At 40.5% G+C, this 18,904-nt stretch carries 16 protein-coding genes and 8 pseudogenes; 4 read left to right on the top strand and 20 right to left on the bottom strand.

Going from position 1 to position 18,904, the window contains the following annotated elements; translation table 11 throughout:
• Positions 1-19 precede the first annotated feature (19 nt).
• From nqrE to RS130_RS06270, 10 genes and pseudogenes are all read right to left on the bottom strand, one after another.
• Positions 20-630: pseudogene (gene nqrE / locus RS130_RS06315) on the bottom strand (NADH:ubiquinone reductase (Na(+)-transporting) subunit E).
• 3 nt (positions 631-633) lie between these two features.
• Complete coding sequence (locus RS130_RS06310) at positions 634-1,266, bottom strand: NADH:ubiquinone reductase (Na(+)-transporting) subunit D (RefSeq protein ID WP_316025250.1); 633 nt, start codon at positions 1,264-1,266, stop codon at positions 634-636.
• A gap of 12 nt (positions 1,267-1,278) precedes the next feature.
• Positions 1,279-2,037 (bottom strand): Na(+)-translocating NADH-quinone reductase subunit C, encoded by a 759-nt coding sequence (locus RS130_RS06305; protein ID WP_316025249.1) that lies wholly within the window; start codon positions 2,035-2,037, stop codon positions 1,279-1,281.
• Positions 2,027-3,245, bottom strand: a pseudogene (locus tag RS130_RS06300) (NADH:ubiquinone reductase (Na(+)-transporting) subunit B). The gene RS130_RS06305 and the pseudogene RS130_RS06300 overlap by 11 nt, the downstream one beginning before the upstream one ends.
• A 2-nt stretch (positions 3,246-3,247) precedes the next feature.
• Positions 3,248-4,590, bottom strand: a pseudogene (locus RS130_RS06295) (Na(+)-translocating NADH-quinone reductase subunit A).
• 407 nt (positions 4,591-4,997) lie between these two features.
• Positions 4,998-6,176, bottom strand: a complete 1,179-nt coding sequence (gene fabV / locus RS130_RS06290) for an enoyl-ACP reductase FabV (protein WP_316025248.1) — start codon at positions 6,174-6,176, stop codon at positions 4,998-5,000.
• A 103-nt stretch (positions 6,177-6,279) separates the two neighbouring features.
• The gene (locus RS130_RS06285) at positions 6,280-7,413 is read right to left on the bottom strand and encodes a TRAP transporter substrate-binding protein (protein ID WP_316025247.1); all 1,134 of its coding nucleotides are present in this window, start codon (positions 7,411-7,413) and stop codon (positions 6,280-6,282) included.
• A 6-nt stretch (positions 7,414-7,419) separates the two neighbouring features.
• A pseudogene (locus tag RS130_RS06280) lies at positions 7,420-8,789 on the bottom strand (TRAP transporter large permease).
• Positions 8,790-8,956: 167 nt separating this feature from the next.
• The gene (locus tag RS130_RS06275) at positions 8,957-9,340 is read right to left on the bottom strand and encodes a TRAP transporter small permease subunit (RefSeq protein WP_316025246.1); all 384 of its coding nucleotides are present in this window, start codon (positions 9,338-9,340) and stop codon (positions 8,957-8,959) included.
• A gap of 194 nt (positions 9,341-9,534) precedes the next feature.
• A pseudogene (locus RS130_RS06270) lies at positions 9,535-9,848 on the bottom strand (BolA family protein).
• A gap of 348 nt (positions 9,849-10,196) precedes the next feature.
• On the opposite strand from RS130_RS06270, the pseudogene RS130_RS06265 reads away from it, so the two are divergent.
• Together RS130_RS06265 and RS130_RS06260 are read left to right on the top strand one after the other, a co-directional pair.
• Positions 10,197-11,353, top strand: a pseudogene (locus RS130_RS06265) (methyltransferase).
• Positions 11,354-11,362: 9 nt separating this feature from the next.
• Positions 11,363-11,977: a peptidylprolyl isomerase gene (locus RS130_RS06260; protein ID WP_428982737.1), complete on the top strand. Its 615-nt coding sequence runs from the start codon at positions 11,363-11,365 to the stop codon at positions 11,975-11,977.
• Positions 11,978-12,514: 537 nt separating this feature from the next.
• Here the strand turns inward: RS130_RS06260 and RS130_RS06255 are convergent.
• From RS130_RS06255 to efp, 9 genes and pseudogenes are all read right to left on the bottom strand, one after another.
• Positions 12,515-12,880: a hypothetical protein gene (locus RS130_RS06255; protein WP_316025245.1), complete on the bottom strand. Its 366-nt coding sequence runs from the start codon at positions 12,878-12,880 to the stop codon at positions 12,515-12,517.
• Positions 12,877-13,038, bottom strand: a complete 162-nt coding sequence (locus RS130_RS06250) for a hypothetical protein (protein WP_316025244.1) — start codon at positions 13,036-13,038, stop codon at positions 12,877-12,879. The genes RS130_RS06255 and RS130_RS06250 overlap by 4 nt, the downstream gene beginning before the upstream one ends.
• Before the next feature lie 40 nt (positions 13,039-13,078).
• Complete coding sequence (locus RS130_RS06245; protein WP_316025243.1) at positions 13,079-13,789, bottom strand: transposase; 711 nt, start codon at positions 13,787-13,789, stop codon at positions 13,079-13,081.
• 146 nt (positions 13,790-13,935) lie between these two features.
• Positions 13,936-14,298 carry a hypothetical protein gene (locus tag RS130_RS06240; RefSeq protein WP_316025242.1) on the bottom strand — a complete coding sequence of 121 codons (363 nt, stop codon included), beginning with the start codon at positions 14,296-14,298 and terminating at the stop codon, positions 13,936-13,938.
• A gap of 4 nt (positions 14,299-14,302) precedes the next feature.
• Complete coding sequence (locus RS130_RS06235) at positions 14,303-14,503, bottom strand: hypothetical protein (protein ID WP_316025241.1); 201 nt, start codon at positions 14,501-14,503, stop codon at positions 14,303-14,305.
• Positions 14,504-14,565: 62 nt separating this feature from the next.
• Positions 14,566-14,700 (bottom strand): hypothetical protein, encoded by a 135-nt coding sequence (locus RS130_RS06230; protein WP_316025240.1) that lies wholly within the window; start codon positions 14,698-14,700, stop codon positions 14,566-14,568.
• Positions 14,701-15,060: 360 nt separating this feature from the next.
• Positions 15,061-15,498: a hypothetical protein gene (locus RS130_RS06225; protein WP_316025239.1), complete on the bottom strand. Its 438-nt coding sequence runs from the start codon at positions 15,496-15,498 to the stop codon at positions 15,061-15,063.
• A gap of 78 nt (positions 15,499-15,576) precedes the next feature.
• Positions 15,577-16,550 (bottom strand): annotated as a pseudogene (epmA, locus tag RS130_RS06220) (elongation factor P--(R)-beta-lysine ligase).
• A 68-nt stretch (positions 16,551-16,618) separates the two neighbouring features.
• Entirely contained in the window at positions 16,619-17,188 is a 570-nt protein-coding gene (gene efp, locus RS130_RS06215) for an elongation factor P (RefSeq protein WP_316025238.1), read from the bottom strand.
• Positions 17,189-17,223: 35 nt separating this feature from the next.
• Here efp and epmB point away from each other — a divergent pair.
• Positions 17,224-18,250 (top strand): annotated as a pseudogene (gene epmB / locus RS130_RS06210) (EF-P beta-lysylation protein EpmB).
• 19 nt (positions 18,251-18,269) lie between these two features.
• Here epmB and RS130_RS06205 read toward each other — a convergent pair.
• Positions 18,270-18,461 carry a hypothetical protein gene (locus tag RS130_RS06205; RefSeq protein WP_316025237.1) on the bottom strand — a complete coding sequence of 64 codons (192 nt, stop codon included), beginning with the start codon at positions 18,459-18,461 and terminating at the stop codon, positions 18,270-18,272.
• Here RS130_RS06205 and RS130_RS06200 point away from each other — a divergent pair.
• Positions 18,450-18,863 (top strand): hypothetical protein, encoded by a 414-nt coding sequence (locus tag RS130_RS06200; protein ID WP_316025236.1) that lies wholly within the window; start codon positions 18,450-18,452, stop codon positions 18,861-18,863. The two genes, RS130_RS06205 and RS130_RS06200, sit on opposite strands and share 12 nt — an antisense overlap.
• Positions 18,864-18,904 lie beyond the last annotated feature (41 nt).

Genomic DNA, 18,904 nt, shown 5'->3' with positions numbered 1-18,904 from the left:
ATACTCCTAAGAAGTCCGCTTACAGCGAAACGCCAGTAAATGATTGGAAACCAAGAGCCATCAGACCGGCAATCATAAATACCGAACCTAGACCTCTGATACCTTCTGGCATATCAGCATATTTCAGCTTTTCACGTACTGCAGCTAATAAGGTAATAGCAATTGCCCAACCTAAACCACTACCGATACCGTAAACGATGCTTTCGCTAAAGTTGTATTCACGTTGTACCGCAAACGCAACGCCACCAAATATTGCACAGTTAACTGTAATAAGCGGTAAGAAAATACCAAGAGCGTTATAAAGCGCAGGGAAAAACTTATCCAAACTCATTTCTAAGATTTGTACTAATGCAGCAATTACCCCGATAAAGGTTAAAAAGCTCAAGAAGCTCAAATCAGCATTAGGAAACCCAGCCCAAGCTAAGGCACTCATGGCGCTAGAATATTGACAAAAATAACTTGGTTAACAGGTACAGATATACCTAAAACCACTATCACTGCCACACCTAAACCCATTGCTGTTTTTACTTTTTTAGATACGGCCAAAAAAGTACACATACCTAAAAACAATGATAGAGCCATGTTTTCAATGAAAACCGACTTAACAAATATACTTAAATAATGTTCCATGAATTACTCCTTCGGCTCTACTTGTTCTGGACGAATTGTACGGATCACCCAAATCAAGCCACCAATCAAAAAGAATGAGCTGAAAGGTAAAATCAATAAACCATTACCTTGATACCAACCACCATTTTGAACAAGCTCTAGTACCGGGAAACCTAAAATGGTACCAAAACCAAATAATTCTTTAATGGTACCAATGACTACCAATACCATAGAGTAACCAAGACCATTACCAATACCGTCTAAGAAAGACATTAAAGGTGGGCTCTTCATGGCGTACGCTTCAGCACGCCCCATCACGATACAGTTAGTAATAATCAAACCAACAAACACAGATAACTGTTTCGATATCTCGTATGAATAGGCTTTCAATATTTGGTCAACCACGATTACTAAAGAAGCAATAATGGTCATTTGAATAATAATCCTTACACTCGAAGGTATCTGTGTACGGATCAAAGATATAAATAAACTAGAAAAAGCGGTAACCGAAGTTAAGGCTAATGCCATAACTAAAGCGGTTTCTAGTTTAGTAGTAATAGCAAGTGCCGAGCATACACCCAGTACTTGAAGAGCAATTGGGTTATTGTCTAGAACAGGTCCAAACAATACCTTTTTCATTTCTTTAACGTCAGCCATTGTGTGAACCCCTTACGATTTCCAAGTCTGATTTTTAAGGTAAGGACCGAAGCCATTCTTACCTAGCCAATATGACAATGTATTCTGCACACCATTACTAGTAAGTGTTGCACCAGAAAGCGCATCTACTGCATAAGGGTCAGCTGGGTTAGCATTTTTCTTTACTTGAATGGCAACATCACCATTATCAAATAATTTTTTGCCATCCCATTTTGCTTTCCAGCTAGGGTTTTGCACTTCGCCACCTAGTCCTGGGGTTTCTTTTTGCTGGTAATACACTAATTCGCGAACGGTATTACCGTCTGCATCTATAGCCAAAAATCCATACATCAAATCCCAAAGACCGCTACCATGTATTGGTAATATAATGCGGCTAACTTTGCCTGAATCGTCTTTTACTTCGTATATACTGGCGATGCTAGCACGTTGCTGGAAACCGACATTGCTACCTTCAACCTTTACAGAAAACTCTTCCTGCTTAGCTGCTTTATACATGTCGTAGTTTTCAGTTGGTTTCTCAACATACTCACCTGTTTCTAGGTTGATAAATTTCTCTTCAACATATTTATCAAATGTACCGGCAATATCGCCAGCAGCTAATTCAGCTAAACCAGCAGCTTCGATAATATTAGATTGTTTATCTAGTGCAGCATTAGTTTGTTGTAACGAACGCAAGCCTACCGCAGCGCCTGAAACAATAATCGAACAAACTAAACATACGGCAACAACAACGCCTACTGTTTTTCCTAAAGTTTCTTTTTTAGCCGACACGAGCAATCCTCCGTTTAATGTTACTTTGGGCTACAAAATAATCGAACAAAGGTGCCCACAAGTTAGCGAATAAGATTGCCAACATCATACCTTCAGGGAAGGCTGGATTGATAACACGTACCATGACACACATAACGCCAATCAAAATACCGTAAGCCCACTTACCTTGATTGGTAAATGATGCCGAAACAGGGTCGGTAGCCATAAAGAACATACCAAAAGCAAAACCACCTGTGACTAAATGCCAGTACCAAGGCATAGCAAACATCGCATTGGTATCGCTGCCGACTAAATTAAGTAATGTACTTAACGCAGCTCCACCTAATAACACACCTAGCACGATGCGCCATGAAGCAATTCGCATATAGATCAAGAATAATCCACCGAGGGCGATAGCTAGAGTCGACACTTCACCTACAGAACCTTGAAGGTTACCGAAGAACGCACTCCACCAGTCAGCATTCATGCTCCAATCAGAGATGTTGCCAGCGGCAGCTTGACTTAATGCAGTTGCACCAGAGTACCCATCAGCCGCAACCCAGATTGCATCACCAGAAATTTGTCCCGGGTAGGCGAAGTAAAGGAACGCTCGACCAGACAACGCTGGGTTCAAGAAGTTACGACCAGTTCCACCGAAGATTTCTTTAGCGATAACAACACCAAAAGTAATACCTAGGGCAGCCTGCCATAAAGGAATAGTCGCGGGTAAGGTCAATGCAAATAAAACTGAAGTAACAAAGAACCCTTCGTTAATTTCATGTTTACGTACCGAAGCGAATAGCACTTCCCAAAATCCACCCACAACAAATACCGTAGCGTAGATAGGTAAGAAGAAACATGCGCCGTAAAGCATCATGCCAAGCCAAGTACTTTCAGCATTTAGCTGGCCACCGAACATCTCGAACAAACCTGCTTGCCAAAATGCAGTAGCAGTATCAGCCCAAACGGCTCCGCCCAAAATAGCTTCATGAGCTTGAGCACCAACGTTATACATGCCGTAGAACATAGCTGGGAATGTTGCCATCCAAACCATGATCATGATTCGTTTCAAGTCGATACTATCTTTTACGTGAGTAGTCGATTTGTTAACCGTTCCTGAGTGTATAAAAAATAGTGGCCGCAGCTTCGTACAGGGCATACCACTTTTCATACTTCCCACCGGCTTCAAAATCCGGCTCAATTTTTTCTAAAAATGCTTTTAAACCCATGATTACCCCTCTTTCTCAATCTGGTCTAAACATTCACGCAAGACCGGACCGTAGTTATATTTACCATGGGCAAACATAAGTACATAACGCCAAGTCTTCTTCGTCTAGTTCCAAGCAACCTAAGGTTTGCGCGCCATCTGTATCGCCAGACAATAAATCTCTAAGCAACAAAGTAGGCAGAATATCCAGCGGCATAATGCGCTCGTAGTTACCGATAGGCACCATAGAACGATCAGAACCATTGGTGGTAGTTGTCATACTGAACAACTTCTTAGGACTTAAATGCCCAAGATAAGCACGGGTAACTGAATGTTGATTAACACCTGACTTAATCCAACCGAAAAGTTCTTTTTCTCGGCCTTCTCGCAAGACTGATATTTGACTATGGAAACGGCCTAAATAACCGTGAACGCCATGTGCATTCGTCCCCTGTAAAACAGAGCCAGAAATGACACGCAGCTCACCGTCATTTACTTCATTGGCTGTCAATTCCGCAACATCAGCTCCAATCAAAGTACGAACTAAGCGAGGATTTTTTGCCTCTGGGCCAGCCAAAGCAACAACTCTGCGGTTATCTAATTCACCAGTGGTAAACAAACAACCAATAGCCATGACATCTTGATATCCAAGATGCCAAACTTTTTTGTTAGCACCAGCTGAATCCAAGAAGTGAATGTGAGTTCCAACTAAACCAGCTGGATGAGGTCCAGCAAATTCATTAACTTCGGCTTTAGCGGCACCTACAGCAATATCTGCACCAGGCGCTTTGCTCACAAACACTTTACCGTCAGTCAGACAGCTAAGAACTTGTAAACCGTTGATGAAATCTTCGCTACGTTCTGCGATCACAACTTGTGGATCAGCAGCTAATGGATTGGTATCCATAACGCTAACGAAAATTGAACTTGGTTTAGAACCTAATTCTGGAGACTTACTGAACGGACGAGTCCGAATGGCAGTCCATAATCCAGAATTAACTAAATTCTCTTGTACTTTAGCAGCATCCAATGAGGCAAGTTCGGCACTGCTATACTTAGCAAATACTTCACTTTCATCACCTTCAAGTTGAATAACAACCGATTGCAAAACACGTTTTGCACCACGGTTAACTTCAACAACATTACCCGCAGCAGGAGCGGTGAACTTAACGCCAAGGATTCTTTTTATCTTCAAAAAGAATTTGACCCTTTTTCACTTTATCTCCGACTTGGATATGCATAGTTGGACGCATACCGACATATTCTTCACCCAAAATAGCCACTCTAGTGACAGAGTTTCCATCTTGAATTGTTTGTTGTGGCGATCCCTTAATAGGAAGATCTAACCCTTTCGTGATTTTTATCATACGCAATAGCACTACTCTAAATTAATACACAGCACCATTAGGTTCTTTCGAATATTCCTAAAGTCACATCCAAAAACCCAATGGTGATGAGTATTATATGCCTGTATTAGTTATAAATTTTTCCGCTGCAACATCATGCGGCTTATATGAAAATGCTCAATTTCAATAGCAAAGGTACGTTTTGTTAATTATCCATGTGCATAATAAACTTACCTACAGGTACCTAAGCACGGAATTTTAGCATTAACCCGCCCTGATCTTCCATGCAAATTATTGTTTAATCGCAATTTTTGTAAGGTTTTTGCCTTTTTAGCAATAAAAGAGCCATAAAAAAGCAAAATTAAAATTTAAGATTAAAAAAAACCGCCTAGTTCGGCGGTTCAATTTCACTGAATAAATCAGCCTAATTACCAATCAGCCAAAGTATCTACGTCGGCATCGTAATCAACACCCGGCACATCAAATCCAAATAGCTTTAAGAAGTCATGGTGATAACCGGCATAATCACTTAGTTCATGGAAGTTATCTTGCGTCACTTGATCCCACAGCGCCTTAATTTTAGCTTGTGTGGCCTCGTTGGTTTCTTTGCCATTCATATACAGACGACCATTCTCGTCTACTTCAGGCTTAGCTTGATTCAACTTCTCATTAAACAAATCATAAATTTGCTCAATACAACCTTGATGAGTGCCTTCTTCTTTCATTACTTTGTAAATAAGCGAAATATAAAGAGGCATAACAGGAATAGCTGAACTAGCTTGGGTTACCAAGGCTTTTAGTGAAGACACATAAGCCTGAACATGCTTGCTGGCTTTAGTTTTAACAATCGCTGCGGCGGCACGATCTAAATCTTCTTTGGCTTTCCCGATTGTGGCTTGCCCATAAATAGGCCAAGTAAGCTCCTTACCTACATAGGTATAAGCTGTCGTTTTACAGTTGTCTGCTAATAGGTCTGCTTTATCTAAAGCGTCTAACCATAATTCCCAATCTTCACCACCCATCACTTTGATAGTGTTTTGAATTTCTTCTTCACTAGCGGGCTCTAAGCTAACGTCATGCACTTTGTTTTTGTCGGTGTCATAGGTTTTAGTGGTATAGGCTTGTCCCACAGGTTTTAATGTCGATTTGTACACTTCGCCTGTTTCAGGATCGGTACGACGTGGAGAGGCTAAGCTATATATGACTAAATCTACTTTACCCATATCCGCTTTTAAGGTTTCGATAACTTGTTGTTTCATTTCATTTGAAAACGCATCACCATTTAAGGTTTTTGCATACAACCCAGCTTCTTCTGCTTTAGCATGGAAGCCAGCGGTATTGTACCAACCAGCAGTACCGGTTTTGCGCTCTGTTGGCTCTTTTTCAAAACATACGCCTAGAGTTTTGGCTCCGCCACCAAAGGCAGCCACAATACGAGATGCTAAACCATAGCCAGTTGAGCTACCCAATACCAATACATTTTTGGGTGGGTTCGCAACCTCACCTTGTTCCTTCACATAATCGATTTGCTGCTGAACACTTGCCGCGCAACCTACTGGGTGTGCGTTGGTGCAGATAAAGCCTCTAATTTTGGGCTTAATAATCATAAAAAATTCCTATTGTAAAAATTGTCTATATTGTAGAGGTAGAGCATCAATAAACAAATCTGAACAGATACTCTGTTAACTTAAACATTAATATGTAACCAATTTAATCTTGGGCTGAGCGGTTTTTATAATACTCAACCTCAGAAACTTGATGATACTGACTCACTTTAGTTTGAAAATCAGCATAAGACTCATATACCTTTTTAAACAACGGGTCTGCATTTGATTGCTCTTGCATCACCTCGGCTGACGCAGCCTTTAATGCTCTCATTACATCATCAGGCAAAGGGCGCATGTCTACGTTGTGAGTATGTATCAATGTTTGCATAGCGGTGTTATTGCGCGCAGTATATTCATCTAATACATCTTGATTAACAGCCCGAGTGGCTACTTCAACGATAGCCTGTAAGTCTTTAGGTAAAGACTCAAAGGCTTTTTGATTCACGATAAACTCTAAAGTAGAACCGGGCTCGTGCCAGCCAGAATAATAGTAGTAGTCAGCTGCTTTGTATAATCCAAAAGAAAGGTCATTATACGGGCCCACCCATTCTGTGGCGTCGATAGCACCCGATTGCAAAGAGGTGAATAATTCGCCGCCAGTAAGCGCTACCGGTATACCACCTAACTTTTTAAATACTTCACCGCCTAATCCAGGAATACGCATTTTCAAGCCTTGGATATCATCAATGCTATTGATCTCTTTTTTAAACCAACCCGCCATTTGAATACTGGTGTTGCCGCCAGGAAAGGGAATTAGACCAAAGGGTTGGTATACTTCACGCCATAATTCAAGGCCACCACCATAATGTAACCACGCATTGGTTTCTTGAGCATTCATACCAAATGGAATAGTGGTAAATATCTGCGATGCGGCAGCTTTACCTTTCCAGTAATAGGCACCCGAATGACCGATTTGCACAGTACCTTGCGATACAGCATCGAACACTTCAAAGCCTGGTACTAATTCACCCGCACCATAGACTTTTACCGTCAGTCTGCCAGCAGACATTTGTTCTACATATTTAGCGAAGGTTTCCGGTGCACGCCCTAGACCTGGAAAGTTTTTCGGCCAAGAGGTAACCATTTTCCATTTATAGGTTTTTTGTGCCGTCGTGGCGACAGAAGAATCTAAATTAATTTGCTCTTGTCCGCATGCCAACAAAAAAACAGAACAGAGTAAGCCTATAGCAATACGTACAAACGTTTTTCTCGAGACGTCTAACAACGTGTCTAACATAAATTTTTATCCATATATTTTATCTGGTAACCAAGTAATTAAATTAGGCCATATTGCCATAGCGATTAACAGCATAATTTGAATAACAATAAATGGCAGTACGCCTTTATAAATATCCAGCGTTTTCACAGATTTTGGCGCTACTCCCCGTAAATAAAAGAGGGCAAAACCAAAAGGCGGGGTTAAAAAAGACGTCTGTAAATTGACCGCAATCATTATCCCTAACCAAATAGGATCGATTCCCATTGTTAATAAAACCGGCGCAACTAAAGGAACAACGACAAACGTAATTTCGATAAAATCTAAGATAAAGCCTAAGACAAAAATGACTAGCATCACTATCAATACAGCTGTAAAGGCGCCGCCTGAGTAAACTGCTAAATAACTGTTCAATTAACTCTTCGCCGCCATAACCTCGAAAAACCAAGGAAAAGATAGATGCACCAATCAAGATTAAAAAGACCATAGACGTAACTTTAGTTGTGCTCAGCATGACTTCTTTTAACTTGCTAAAACTAAGTTGTTTTTGCCACAACGCGAGCAGTAACGCGCCACTAGCACCCACTGCCGCAGCTTCGGTCGGAGTAGAAAATCCGCCTAAAATAGCTCCCAGCACCAGAAATATTAAAATTAAGGGTGGTAATAGAGCGCTCAATAGCTGCTTTAGCGAAACATTCGTTGCTTGCGGCGCAGCCTCTGGCACCTTATGAGGCTGAAACCAAGTGATCCACATAACGTACAACATGTACAGTGAGACTAAAATCATACTAAGGCACAATAGCCCCAACAAATAAGTCACCAACCGACACTGACTCTGGAGAAAATATTCCCATATTCAGTTGTGCTTTTTGATAAGAGTTAGATAACACATCACCAAGTAGAACCAAGGCTATAGATGGAGGTATAATCTGACCTAAGGTACCCGTAGCACAAATGCTGCCAGCAGCAAAACTCGGAGCATAGCCTTGCTTCAACATAGTGGGTAAAGACAACAACCCCATGGTAACAACCGTTGCGCCAACGATCCCGGTGCTCGCTGCCAATAGGGCGCCAACCAGTATCACTGATATAGCCAAGCCACCACGGTACTGTCCAAACAATTGGGTCATGGCATTCAATAGATTTTCCGCCACTTTCGATTTTTCTAAAACTATGCCCATGAATACAAAAAGAGGCACCGCAATTAACGTTTGATTAGTGGTAATACCGTATAAACGACTAGGCAATGCGTGTAAATAGGCCATTTCGAAATTGCCAGTCATCACACCAAAGCCAGCAAATAAGACAGCGGTTCCGGCCAAAGAGTAAGCCACTGGATAGCCTGCCAGTAGCACCAAACAGACAACCGCAAACATGTATAGCGAAATATATTCCATTAACGATTCCTCGCATTTACTGCTGATGTACTGCGTATGATGACAATATTTCGTATTAGCTCCGCAATGCCCTGCAAGTTCATAATCACAGTGAATATCAAAATGAATGTTTTAAGTACAAAAACCAAGGGCAAACCGCCTGGCTGTGGTGAGGACTCGACCAATTGCTAGGAGGTCATTACGTATTCAAAACTCAAAAGTAAAATTAACATATTCACCGGGATCATTAGCAGCAACGTGCCTAACGTATCAACCCAAGCTTTTCTCTTTAAACTCATTTGTCGATAAAATATATCAACTCTTACGTGCTCATTTACCTGTAAAGTATGGGCTGCTCCCAACAAAAATACAGCTGCGTGGAGGTACATTACCGATTCTTGCATGGCTATCCAGCCCAAATTAAACCCATACCTAAGTACCACTATCAAAAAAGTAATTAGCACCATGAACAAAGTGCACCAACTAACAGCTTTGCATAGGTGTGAATGTATAGCGTCAATACTAGTTTGCAGGCGCAGAGTAAAAGAAGTAGGCATTATTTGCGAAGACATGTGTCGGTTCTTAATTAAGTCACTCACTTCCTAGGACGTAGCAAGTAAAAATGAAAAATGTTATTGATATGTGATTTTTATCAAAATTTGCTAAAAATTGAAAGGACAGACCCGTTATGTCAAAGCAGATTTATATTAGTTAAACATAATATTTAAAGACATAAACCTGCTAGGTACAACGAATATTTAGAAAGTTATGATTTTGAACCGCCCAAACAATTTGGCGAGCGAGGAAATTCACCAAATAATTTTTGCCATTCGCTTTCAGTATAAGTATGCAAAGCTAAGGCATGAATATCATTTTGCAACTCATCTTTAAGTACTGCGTTAACGGCCCTATGACGATTAATTAACCGCTCACCAGCAAACTCAGGGGTGACGATAACCACTTTAAAGTGACTTTCTGAGCCCTCAGGTACATTATGCATAGAACTTTCGTTGATCACCTCAAGATGTTCAGGTTTAAAATGAGATAACAATTTTTTTCTATACTACTTTGAATGTTCATTGGAATTCCTCTTAAGTGCTTATACAGGTGTTCGATACTGCCGAGATAGTTTTTATTATTGTTGTACCCAAGCCTGTTCGATTCTAGCTACAAAACAGCTGCAGGGTAAGTAATCTTTCAACTAAATAGCAAGAAAGGCAGATAACCTTTTGAGTTTTATTAAGTTATTTAAGAGTAATAATTTCACCTGGGTTGTAATTTAAATACGCTTCGCTAGGGCTGGATACCATTATGATCACAAACAACACTTGCCTTTAGCATATCCAAGCTAACCATCGTGTTATCATACACCCCATCACTTAAAGACTGTCGCATCATTTAAAACATAGATGGCCCATACAAAAATTTATGAATACTAGTTTAAGCTTATTAAATCGCAATTTGCAGCTACATCGATACCCGAAAAATTTACAACACCCCAGTTGGCAAGCTTGGGATAGCGCAGATGAGTATATAATTGAATATGTAGAACAGAATTTTACTAACCTAGAGAATTGTTCAATCAACATATACAACGATGACTTCGGCACCTTAGCTTGTTGGTTTGCCGCAGCCCAACCCAATTGGATAAATGATTCGTATGTCAGTCTTCAAGCATGCAAACAAAACCTAGCACAAAACGACTTAGTTATTGCAGACAGCCACTTTTATGACTCGGTTACCGGACTAGATTCAAAAGCAGATTTAATCTTAATTAAAGTTCCTAAGACTACGGCGCTACTAGAACAACAATTAATTGATCTTCAAAAGTTAGTCACCCCCAATACACAAATCATCGCCGCCGGAAAAGCCAACTTAATTCAAAAATCTACTCAAGCGTTATTCGACAAATACCTAGGCCCTTGCCATACATCATTAGCCAAAAAAAATCTAGATTGATTTTTTGCCAGCCAACAGGCGAAAAGTTGAATATCAGCCTCTATCCAACGGTATGGCACACCGACAAACCTAAGTTTGAAATAAGCAATTTAGCAAATGTATTTGCCCGACAACAACTCGATATCGGCGCTCGGTTTATGTTGCAACATTTATCAAAATTGCCTGCTTTTGATAACAAAACCATAGTCGACTTAGGATGTGGCAATGGTGTGCTAGGTTTGCACATTTTAAATATGAGTGACAGTGCACATGTAGTCTTCACTGACGAATCCTACATGGCTATTGCTTCGGCGACGCTTAACGTGCAAAACAATCGACCTGATCGCATAGAAAGTTGCGAATTTTTAGTGAATAACTGTTTAGATGACTTTGTGCAAAAATCTAAATTTAAACAAATTGACTTAGTCGTTTGCAACCCGCCCTTTCATCAGCAGAACACAATTACCGACCATATTGCGTGGCAAATGTTTAAAGATTCGAAAGAGTTGCTCAATAAAGGTGGGCAAATTTTTGTTATTGGCAATCGCCACTTAGATTATCAAGCAAAGTTAAAAAGATTATTTAGACAAGTTACAATAGTCGCCACGGACAAAAAATTCGTGATTTTATCTGCAACAAAACTATAAGGATTATCCATGGCAATCAAATCCACAATGCAATCATTAGTGGCACTAGTTTTACTGGTTGTAGCAACCAGCACTTTGGCTAAAGCAAAAGACGATGGCTCGCAAATTCAAGCCAGTAATTTTTATCCAAGAGTAAAATTTGTCACCACCATGGGCGATATTATCGTTGAACTCGACCGCAACAGAGCGCCCATTACCGTGAATAACTTCTTACGTTACGTAGACAAACGTAGTTACGAAGACACTATATTTCATCGAATTGTGCCAGAATTTGTTATTCAAGGAGGCGGTTACGACACTGACTTTATCGAAAAGCCTTCTTTTGCCGCCATCTTTAATGAATCTGGTAACGGCCTAAAAAACAAAATGTACAACATCACTATGGCGCGTAAGAATGATCCTCACTCAGCTACCCGCCAGTTTTTCTTTAATATGAACAACAATGACAGTTTAGATCCTGGTCGCGACTGGGGTTATACAGTGTTTGGTTCGGTACAAGAAGGTTACGAAGTGCTAGATAAAATGGCTGAAGTCAAAACCGACTTTGATCCTAAGTACGGCTGGTCTGACGTACCGGTAGAGCAAATCATTTTAAAGAAAGTGATTATTTTACCGCCGATTTAATCACCGATAAAAATAAGCTGTTTGAGCCAACTCAAACAGCTTACTAGCCTCACCTTCCCTCTGCCGTAGCTGCTTTACGCCGCCCCGGCATGAAACGCATCAATGCTGCTCGCACCATTGTAAGACGCAATATTACTAGTAAACAATACAGAAAACCCAATTCCACAAGGCCCACAACACCAAGTAATCGATAGGGTCAGAGCGGTTGATTTCTATACACTTTTGACTTCCTATCCCCACCTTTATATATCAACGTCTCTGACCCCATTGATTCCTTTGCATTGATTCCTTTGTACTTTTTCCCATAGTCTTTGAGCTTATCTAAATAAACGGTGTAGTCAGCCTCAGAAAAAAACTGACTTGACGGTTATTACCACGTTGCACAACATGCTGCGGAATACCCGGCAAGTTTAAACGCGGAAGTCTCGCCACCTGTACATCACCTTATAAATTTATCGATAATATAAAAATAGCTGACTATGGTGTTATATCAACGTCTCTGACCCCATTGATTACCATTGATTAACAAATTTAAAATTATCTAATCACATCTAATCGACCACAAGAAAATTGAACAACACTATCGTCCTTTATTCCTCCTGGCAGAGGGTCTTCCAACTCTATTTTAAACGATCCTACTTTTATAATGAGGGGGTCAACACTCAACAATTTTCCGACCACATCATGAGCAAGGGATTCCCCTTTACGACTTATCGATAAATTAGAACCTTCTGCAATCATTAATCCTTCAACACTAAAAGCCAATAAAGGTTCCACCAAAACATATTCTTCCTCTAAATTACAGGGATGTGAGAATGCAGCACACTCATACTCACCATCTCCGATATAAAGAATAGCTTCCTGCGCTTCTTTAGACATCCACTCAATTTTATTAACTATCATTTTGAAAACCCTAAACTCGGCGCTTTTCTCGCTAACTCACTTACTGATTTAGTGTGAAATGTTGTTATGCCTCCGGTCGCTCTATCTAGCCCAACAAAGCCATATTTAGCGCTTCCCTTTCCGCCAATCAAACGAACATAACCATTCATTTCAGGCACAAAGGTGCCATTCTTAATCACATGATTAGAATCGATAGGGTCAGAGCGGTTGATTTTTATACACTTTTGACTTCCTATCCCCACCTTTAGGTAAAGGTGATGCTCGTCTGCCGGCTTGTTGCTCAATTTGTAGTTTAAATCTATTTTCTCCCAGCACCCAAGCCTTGTTGGTCGCATCACGTATTTCTTCCAAGGTTAAATCCTCAATACGAGATTCAAATAGTGCCCGATAAGCATTTTGTCGCTCGTCATCATTAACACCAAGGGCTTCATAGCAACTATGCGTTGTTAGCAACCCAATATCCATATTTAACGCGTTACCACGATAGCTTGACCAAGGATACTCTGCTGGGTGATTAACCATCCCTGCTCTAACCGGATTCAATTCAATATATCGGCTAACCAACAAAAAATAATTTTCACTATCTACTAGTGTTGATTTATACCTACCCTCCCATAATGTGCCACTTCGTTGGTAGGTTTTATTGACATACATCACATAATATCGACCCAGAGCCTGCATCAACTGACTCACACCTTTTTCTGTTTCTGGTGTCAGTAAAAGATGCACATGGTTAGTCATCAATACATAGGCGTGCACCGCCACTTTGTACTTTTTACCATAGTCTTTGAGCTTATCTAAATAAACGGTGTAGTCAGCCTCAGAAAAAAAACTGACTTGACGGTTATTACCACGTTGCACAACATGCTGCGGAATACCCGGCAAGTTTAAACGCGGAAGTCTCGCCATCTGTACATCACCTTATAAATTTATCGATAATATAAAAATAGCTGACTATGGTGTTATATCAACGTCTCTGACCCCATTGATTTACCCCATTGATTTATACTGTGGTGTAAATAATTAGCCCCGCACTCGCGGGGCTAATTAGATAACTATTTACCTAACTTAGAAAATAAATCATAAGCAACTACCTCTCTCAACCAAGGCTTTGTACTACGATTTTTCTCATATAATTCTCGGAAACTTACAGTGATATTTTCCCACGAGGAGTATTTTGAGTTATCCAAATCAATATCAAACTCTACAACATCCCCATTTTGCTTAATAAGCTGCCCACAATAAGTATTAGCACTATCCGGAAAGACTGATACCAACAAACATTGACGATAAGCAAATCCAGCTTGCATTAGCTGCTTATAAAATTCATCTGAAAGCAGTACCTTGTCGTGAAACTTACGATTAAGCTCTGCCAGCTCATCTGTTACCGATTCAATTTTTTTAGCTTCATTATTCATGAATTTATAACCCACCAGGAAACGCGGTTTGTAAATTACCTGCCTTATCCGTTATTACGGTAAAAGTATTGGTCGAACCGCCACTCATTTTTTCAGCCAAGTTACCAACTGTTCTATTGGTTGTAATTGTACGGGCGAAATTACCCGTTTCTAATGCACGAGCCGGAGACTGAATTGTACTTTTAGCACTTAACAGCCCACGCACACCATCTTCACCTATCGTAAATTGGCTCTTGTTTCCGGCTTTGGCTGGGTTTAAATGGCGATCTAAAGTATGTTTAACCCCATCATTTGATAGGTTAATTCTTGATTGTACTCGCCCATGAGCACTCGGGCTGCAGTCTTTGCAACCCCAAACCTAGCCACAAAAGACGCTCTAATATACAAAGACAATCTGACCATGGCAACTTCTAAGCGAATCGATAGGGTCAGAGCGGTTGATATCTATACACTTTTGACTTCCTATCCCCACCTTTATATATCAACGTCTCTGACCCCATTGATTTCAATAATCATAGAAAATCTTCGCTCGATTATTAAAAAACTATCGAGCCAAGAGCATGAAATGTATACCAAATTAATAACCGAACTTAATAATAAACAGCATGGAAAATAAGCAAATAACTTAGGGTATTAACTAGTGCACACCAGCAAGTAAAAGATGACATTATTGATCACGGTAGAGCTAGTAGTTTTTCCAACTCGGATGCCCAATATGCAGTTAACGTAGCCTATTTAGCGTCGTCATCTAATTGCGCGATATTACAAAAACATCATGATTAGGCACAATATAAGCAGCAAAACATGAGGATAAGCGACAGTGGGTTTGAGTGATTGTTTGACATACTCCATGATTAAGCCAATCGCGCCACTGCGATTGCTTTCCCATGCTGAGTTAAATTGCATACCTAGTATTGGCTGGCTACTGTTATCTGCGCCTTGCAACTGACTGACTGCCTCTTCAACCAACAATAACCTATCCCCTGTTCTAGCCTGAAAGGTTTTCCAAATGCCGTCTTGTAACCAAATAACAGCACAAATAAATAATGGCCAAAGGGCTAATTTTAGGGCAAACAGCAAATAACAAGTAATTAGAATATTGCACAATTTAATCAACAGTGAATATTTTTCATATTGATCAAACTGACTTTGCAGTGTTATCCATTCTTGTTGCAAAGTACTGAGTTGTCCGTCTGCCATGATGTTCCTTTTAATTTAGCATTAAGTAAGTTGTAAACGTCGCACTAAAAGACGTCAAAATTAAGACTGATGTAACAATTAAGCTCTATTGTGTTCAAAAGCGATGACCTGATCAATGCTGTCACACTCTAAGGCTAACATGACTAACCTATCTATTCCCATGGCCACACCCGCACATTGAGGTAAACCATGCTCAAGAGCTGCAATGAGATTCTGATCGATAGGCATGGCTGCCAAACCTTGAGCTAGGCGCTTTTGATTATCAACCTCAAACCTTGTTAGCTGTTCTTGTGCGTTATCAAGCTCATGAAACCCATTGGCTAATTCCATGCCCTTAAAATACAACTCAAAACGCTCTGCGACCTTGGTATTCAATGGATTTATTTTCGCCAGTGCTGCTTGCGAAGCAGGAAAGTCATAAATAAAACAAGGTCTAACTTGACCTATTTTTGGTTCTACATGTTGGCTAAACAACAACATTAGCAAGGTATCTTTGTTGTTTTCATGTTTCGCGATATCGCCATAACCCTTTGCCGTAGCTAGCACTTTAAGTTGTTGCAAGCTCCCATGAATGGGATCGCAGTCAAGATGCTGCATAAATGCTTGTTGGTAAGTTAATCTTTCTGACTTATCGCATGCCAATATCAGTTGTATTAACTCATCCATTTCGGTCATTAATTGCTGATGGTCATAGTGAGGGCGATACCACTCGAGCATAGTAAATTCTGGGTTGTGAAAACGCCCGGCTTCTTCATTACGAAAAGATTTACAGATTTGATAAATTGCACCACTACCAGCGCACAATAAACGTTTCATGGCAAATTCTGGAGACGTTTGTAAATATAAGGTTTGACTAGTTGGCGAGCTTGGGCTTTGGAATTGGGTGCTAAATGAGTGCAAATGTTCGTCAGTTACCGTGCTATGACTAAGCGCTGGTGTGTCTACTTCTAACACGCCTTTATCAGCAAAAAAATCACGAAGCTGTTTGAGGATACCTGCTCTTTTTTTAATACCGTAATTTCGGCACTAGGTTGCCAACTAGGTTTAGCCATACTATTTTTCTTCACCAAAACTAAAAAGCCCACCATAAGGTGAGCTTTACTATAAGAAGTACTATCAATTATTTCTGAGCACGGCCTACATATTCACCGTTACGAGTATCAACTCGCACCACTTCGCCTGTCTGCACAAACAAAGGTACACGAACCACAGCACCACTTGATAATGTAGCAGGCTTGCCACCGGTACCGGCCGTATCACCTTTTAAGCCAGGATCAGTTTCGGTTATTTCTAGCTCAACAAAGTTAGCAGGTTGCACTGCAATAGGTGAACCGTTCCACAGAGTAATGGTACAAACATCGTTTTCTACTAACCATTTTACATTTTCGCCTACTGCTTTTTCGTCTGCAGCAATTTGCTCAAACGTATCATTGTTCATGAAATGCCAAAATTCGCCGTCTGTATATAAATAAGCTAATTCAGTATCCAATACATCTGCACCTTCTACTGACTCACCTGATTTAAAGGTTTTTTCTAATACTTTTCCTGAGATAAGCTTGCGAATTTTAACGCGGCTAAAGGCTTGACCTTTACCAGGTTTAACAAATTCATTTTCAAGAATGTTGCAAGGTTCGCCGTCGAGCATTATCTTTAGGCCCGATTTAAACTCATTTGTGCTGTAATTAGCCATGTGTCCTCGTAAATATAACTATGCTGAGAGATTAATTGTCGCAAATAATACCTAAAAAACGCCTGACTGTAGAGAGCAACTGGCAAAAAGAACTCACAACTAGCTTTTCTGACCCAGAATTGTTGCTAAGTTTCCTTGAATTACCCGTTGAAAATTACCAACAAGACATACAGGCGCGAAAGTTATTTCCTATGCGCATACCTAGAGAATTCGCCAATCGTATGGTCAAGGGCGATCCAAATGATCCTCTCTTTTTACAAGTATTCACCCATCACAAAGAATTTTTCACCGCAAAGGGGTATAGCAAAGATCCTCTTCAAGAACAAAACAATCAACAGCCCGGGATTTTACACAAATACCGAAATCGTCTTTTGTTGCTAGTGCGTGGCGGTTGCGCAGTCAATTGTCGTTATTGTTTTCGCCGGCACTTTCCATACAGCGACAACCACCTAAATCGCACAGAATGGCAAACCGCCTTAGATTACATTAAACAGGACACCCATGTTAATGAGGTAATTTATTCAGGTGGCGACCCACTAATGGCCAAAGATGATTTCTTACAGTGGTTAACCGAACAAGTCGCGGCTATTCCCCATATTAGCCGTGTACGGATCCATACTCGTTTGCCTGTGGTTATCCCCTCACGCATCACCGACGAACTCGTCAGTTGGTTTACCTCAACACGTTTAAAGCCGGTCATGGTGTTACATATTAATCATGGGAATGAAATTGACGAAAACGTCGCATTAGCGGTAAAAAAACTGAAAGACGCTGGCGTCACCATGCTCAATCAAGCTGTTTTACTCAAAGGCATTAACGACCAAGCTGAACAGCAAATCAACTTAAACGAAAGGTTATTTGATATTGGCGTGATGCCATACTATTTACATGTTTTAGATAAGGTGGAAGGGGCTGAACACTTTGATGTGCCAGAGCAACAAGCCTTGACGCTAATGGCTGAATTAATAAAGCGTCAGCTAAGGTTATCTAGTCCCTAAACTCGTTAGAGAGATAGGAGGCCAGCCCGGCAAAACGCCACTTGATTTACATCTTCATCCATAGGGCACGCCCCATAAATAATCTACGCAAATGTATCTACATGAGATCCAATAGCGGGATTAGCAGACGAAGCTTTTGGCACGTCAGCTGCTGATTCCAGAAGCTGAAGCGTCGCTTTACCCTCTGTTTCTTGCTGTGACTTAGCAAGTTGCAGAGACTTAATTTCAAGCGATGCACCGGATGAAGCAGAGTGACTAGCACCTTGAATATCCATACCATGTTCCCTATTGCTTGTAGCAAAGTACAAAAGCAGGCAGAATTGCCAGCTTCGCAGATATTATCGACTAAACGAGCAGAAACTTTAGCAATGCAAACAATTATTCAAAAACTCGGTGAGAACATTCAACTTATTTATCGTAAATCAATTGACGCTGATCAAATAATCAATCAGTTGCAAAATGATGGAAAAGGGAAATTTACCGCGGTTTTTCCAGAAGAGGCAGGGTTCGAAGCCAATAGCCGTTTTTTTAAACCTTACGTGGAAGAATTAGCCAAGACAGTCGTTGAGCTAGCCGAAAAATCAGAAGCGGATCTAAAAGCCGAATTACCAGATCTCGTTACAAAAATTGAATTACTACTAAAAACTCTAGGCCACTTTCAGAAAAGCGTGCGCTAATTCTGGGCTATTTCTTGCTGTAAACGGTTAACAACAACCAA

Source organism: Paraglaciecola aquimarina, assembly GCF_032464635.1.
Classification (GTDB): Bacteria; Pseudomonadota; Gammaproteobacteria; order Enterobacterales; family Alteromonadaceae; genus Paraglaciecola; species Paraglaciecola aquimarina.
Note: the sequence above shows the minus strand (reverse complement) of the source record. Positions and strands in the feature narration are given on the sequence as shown.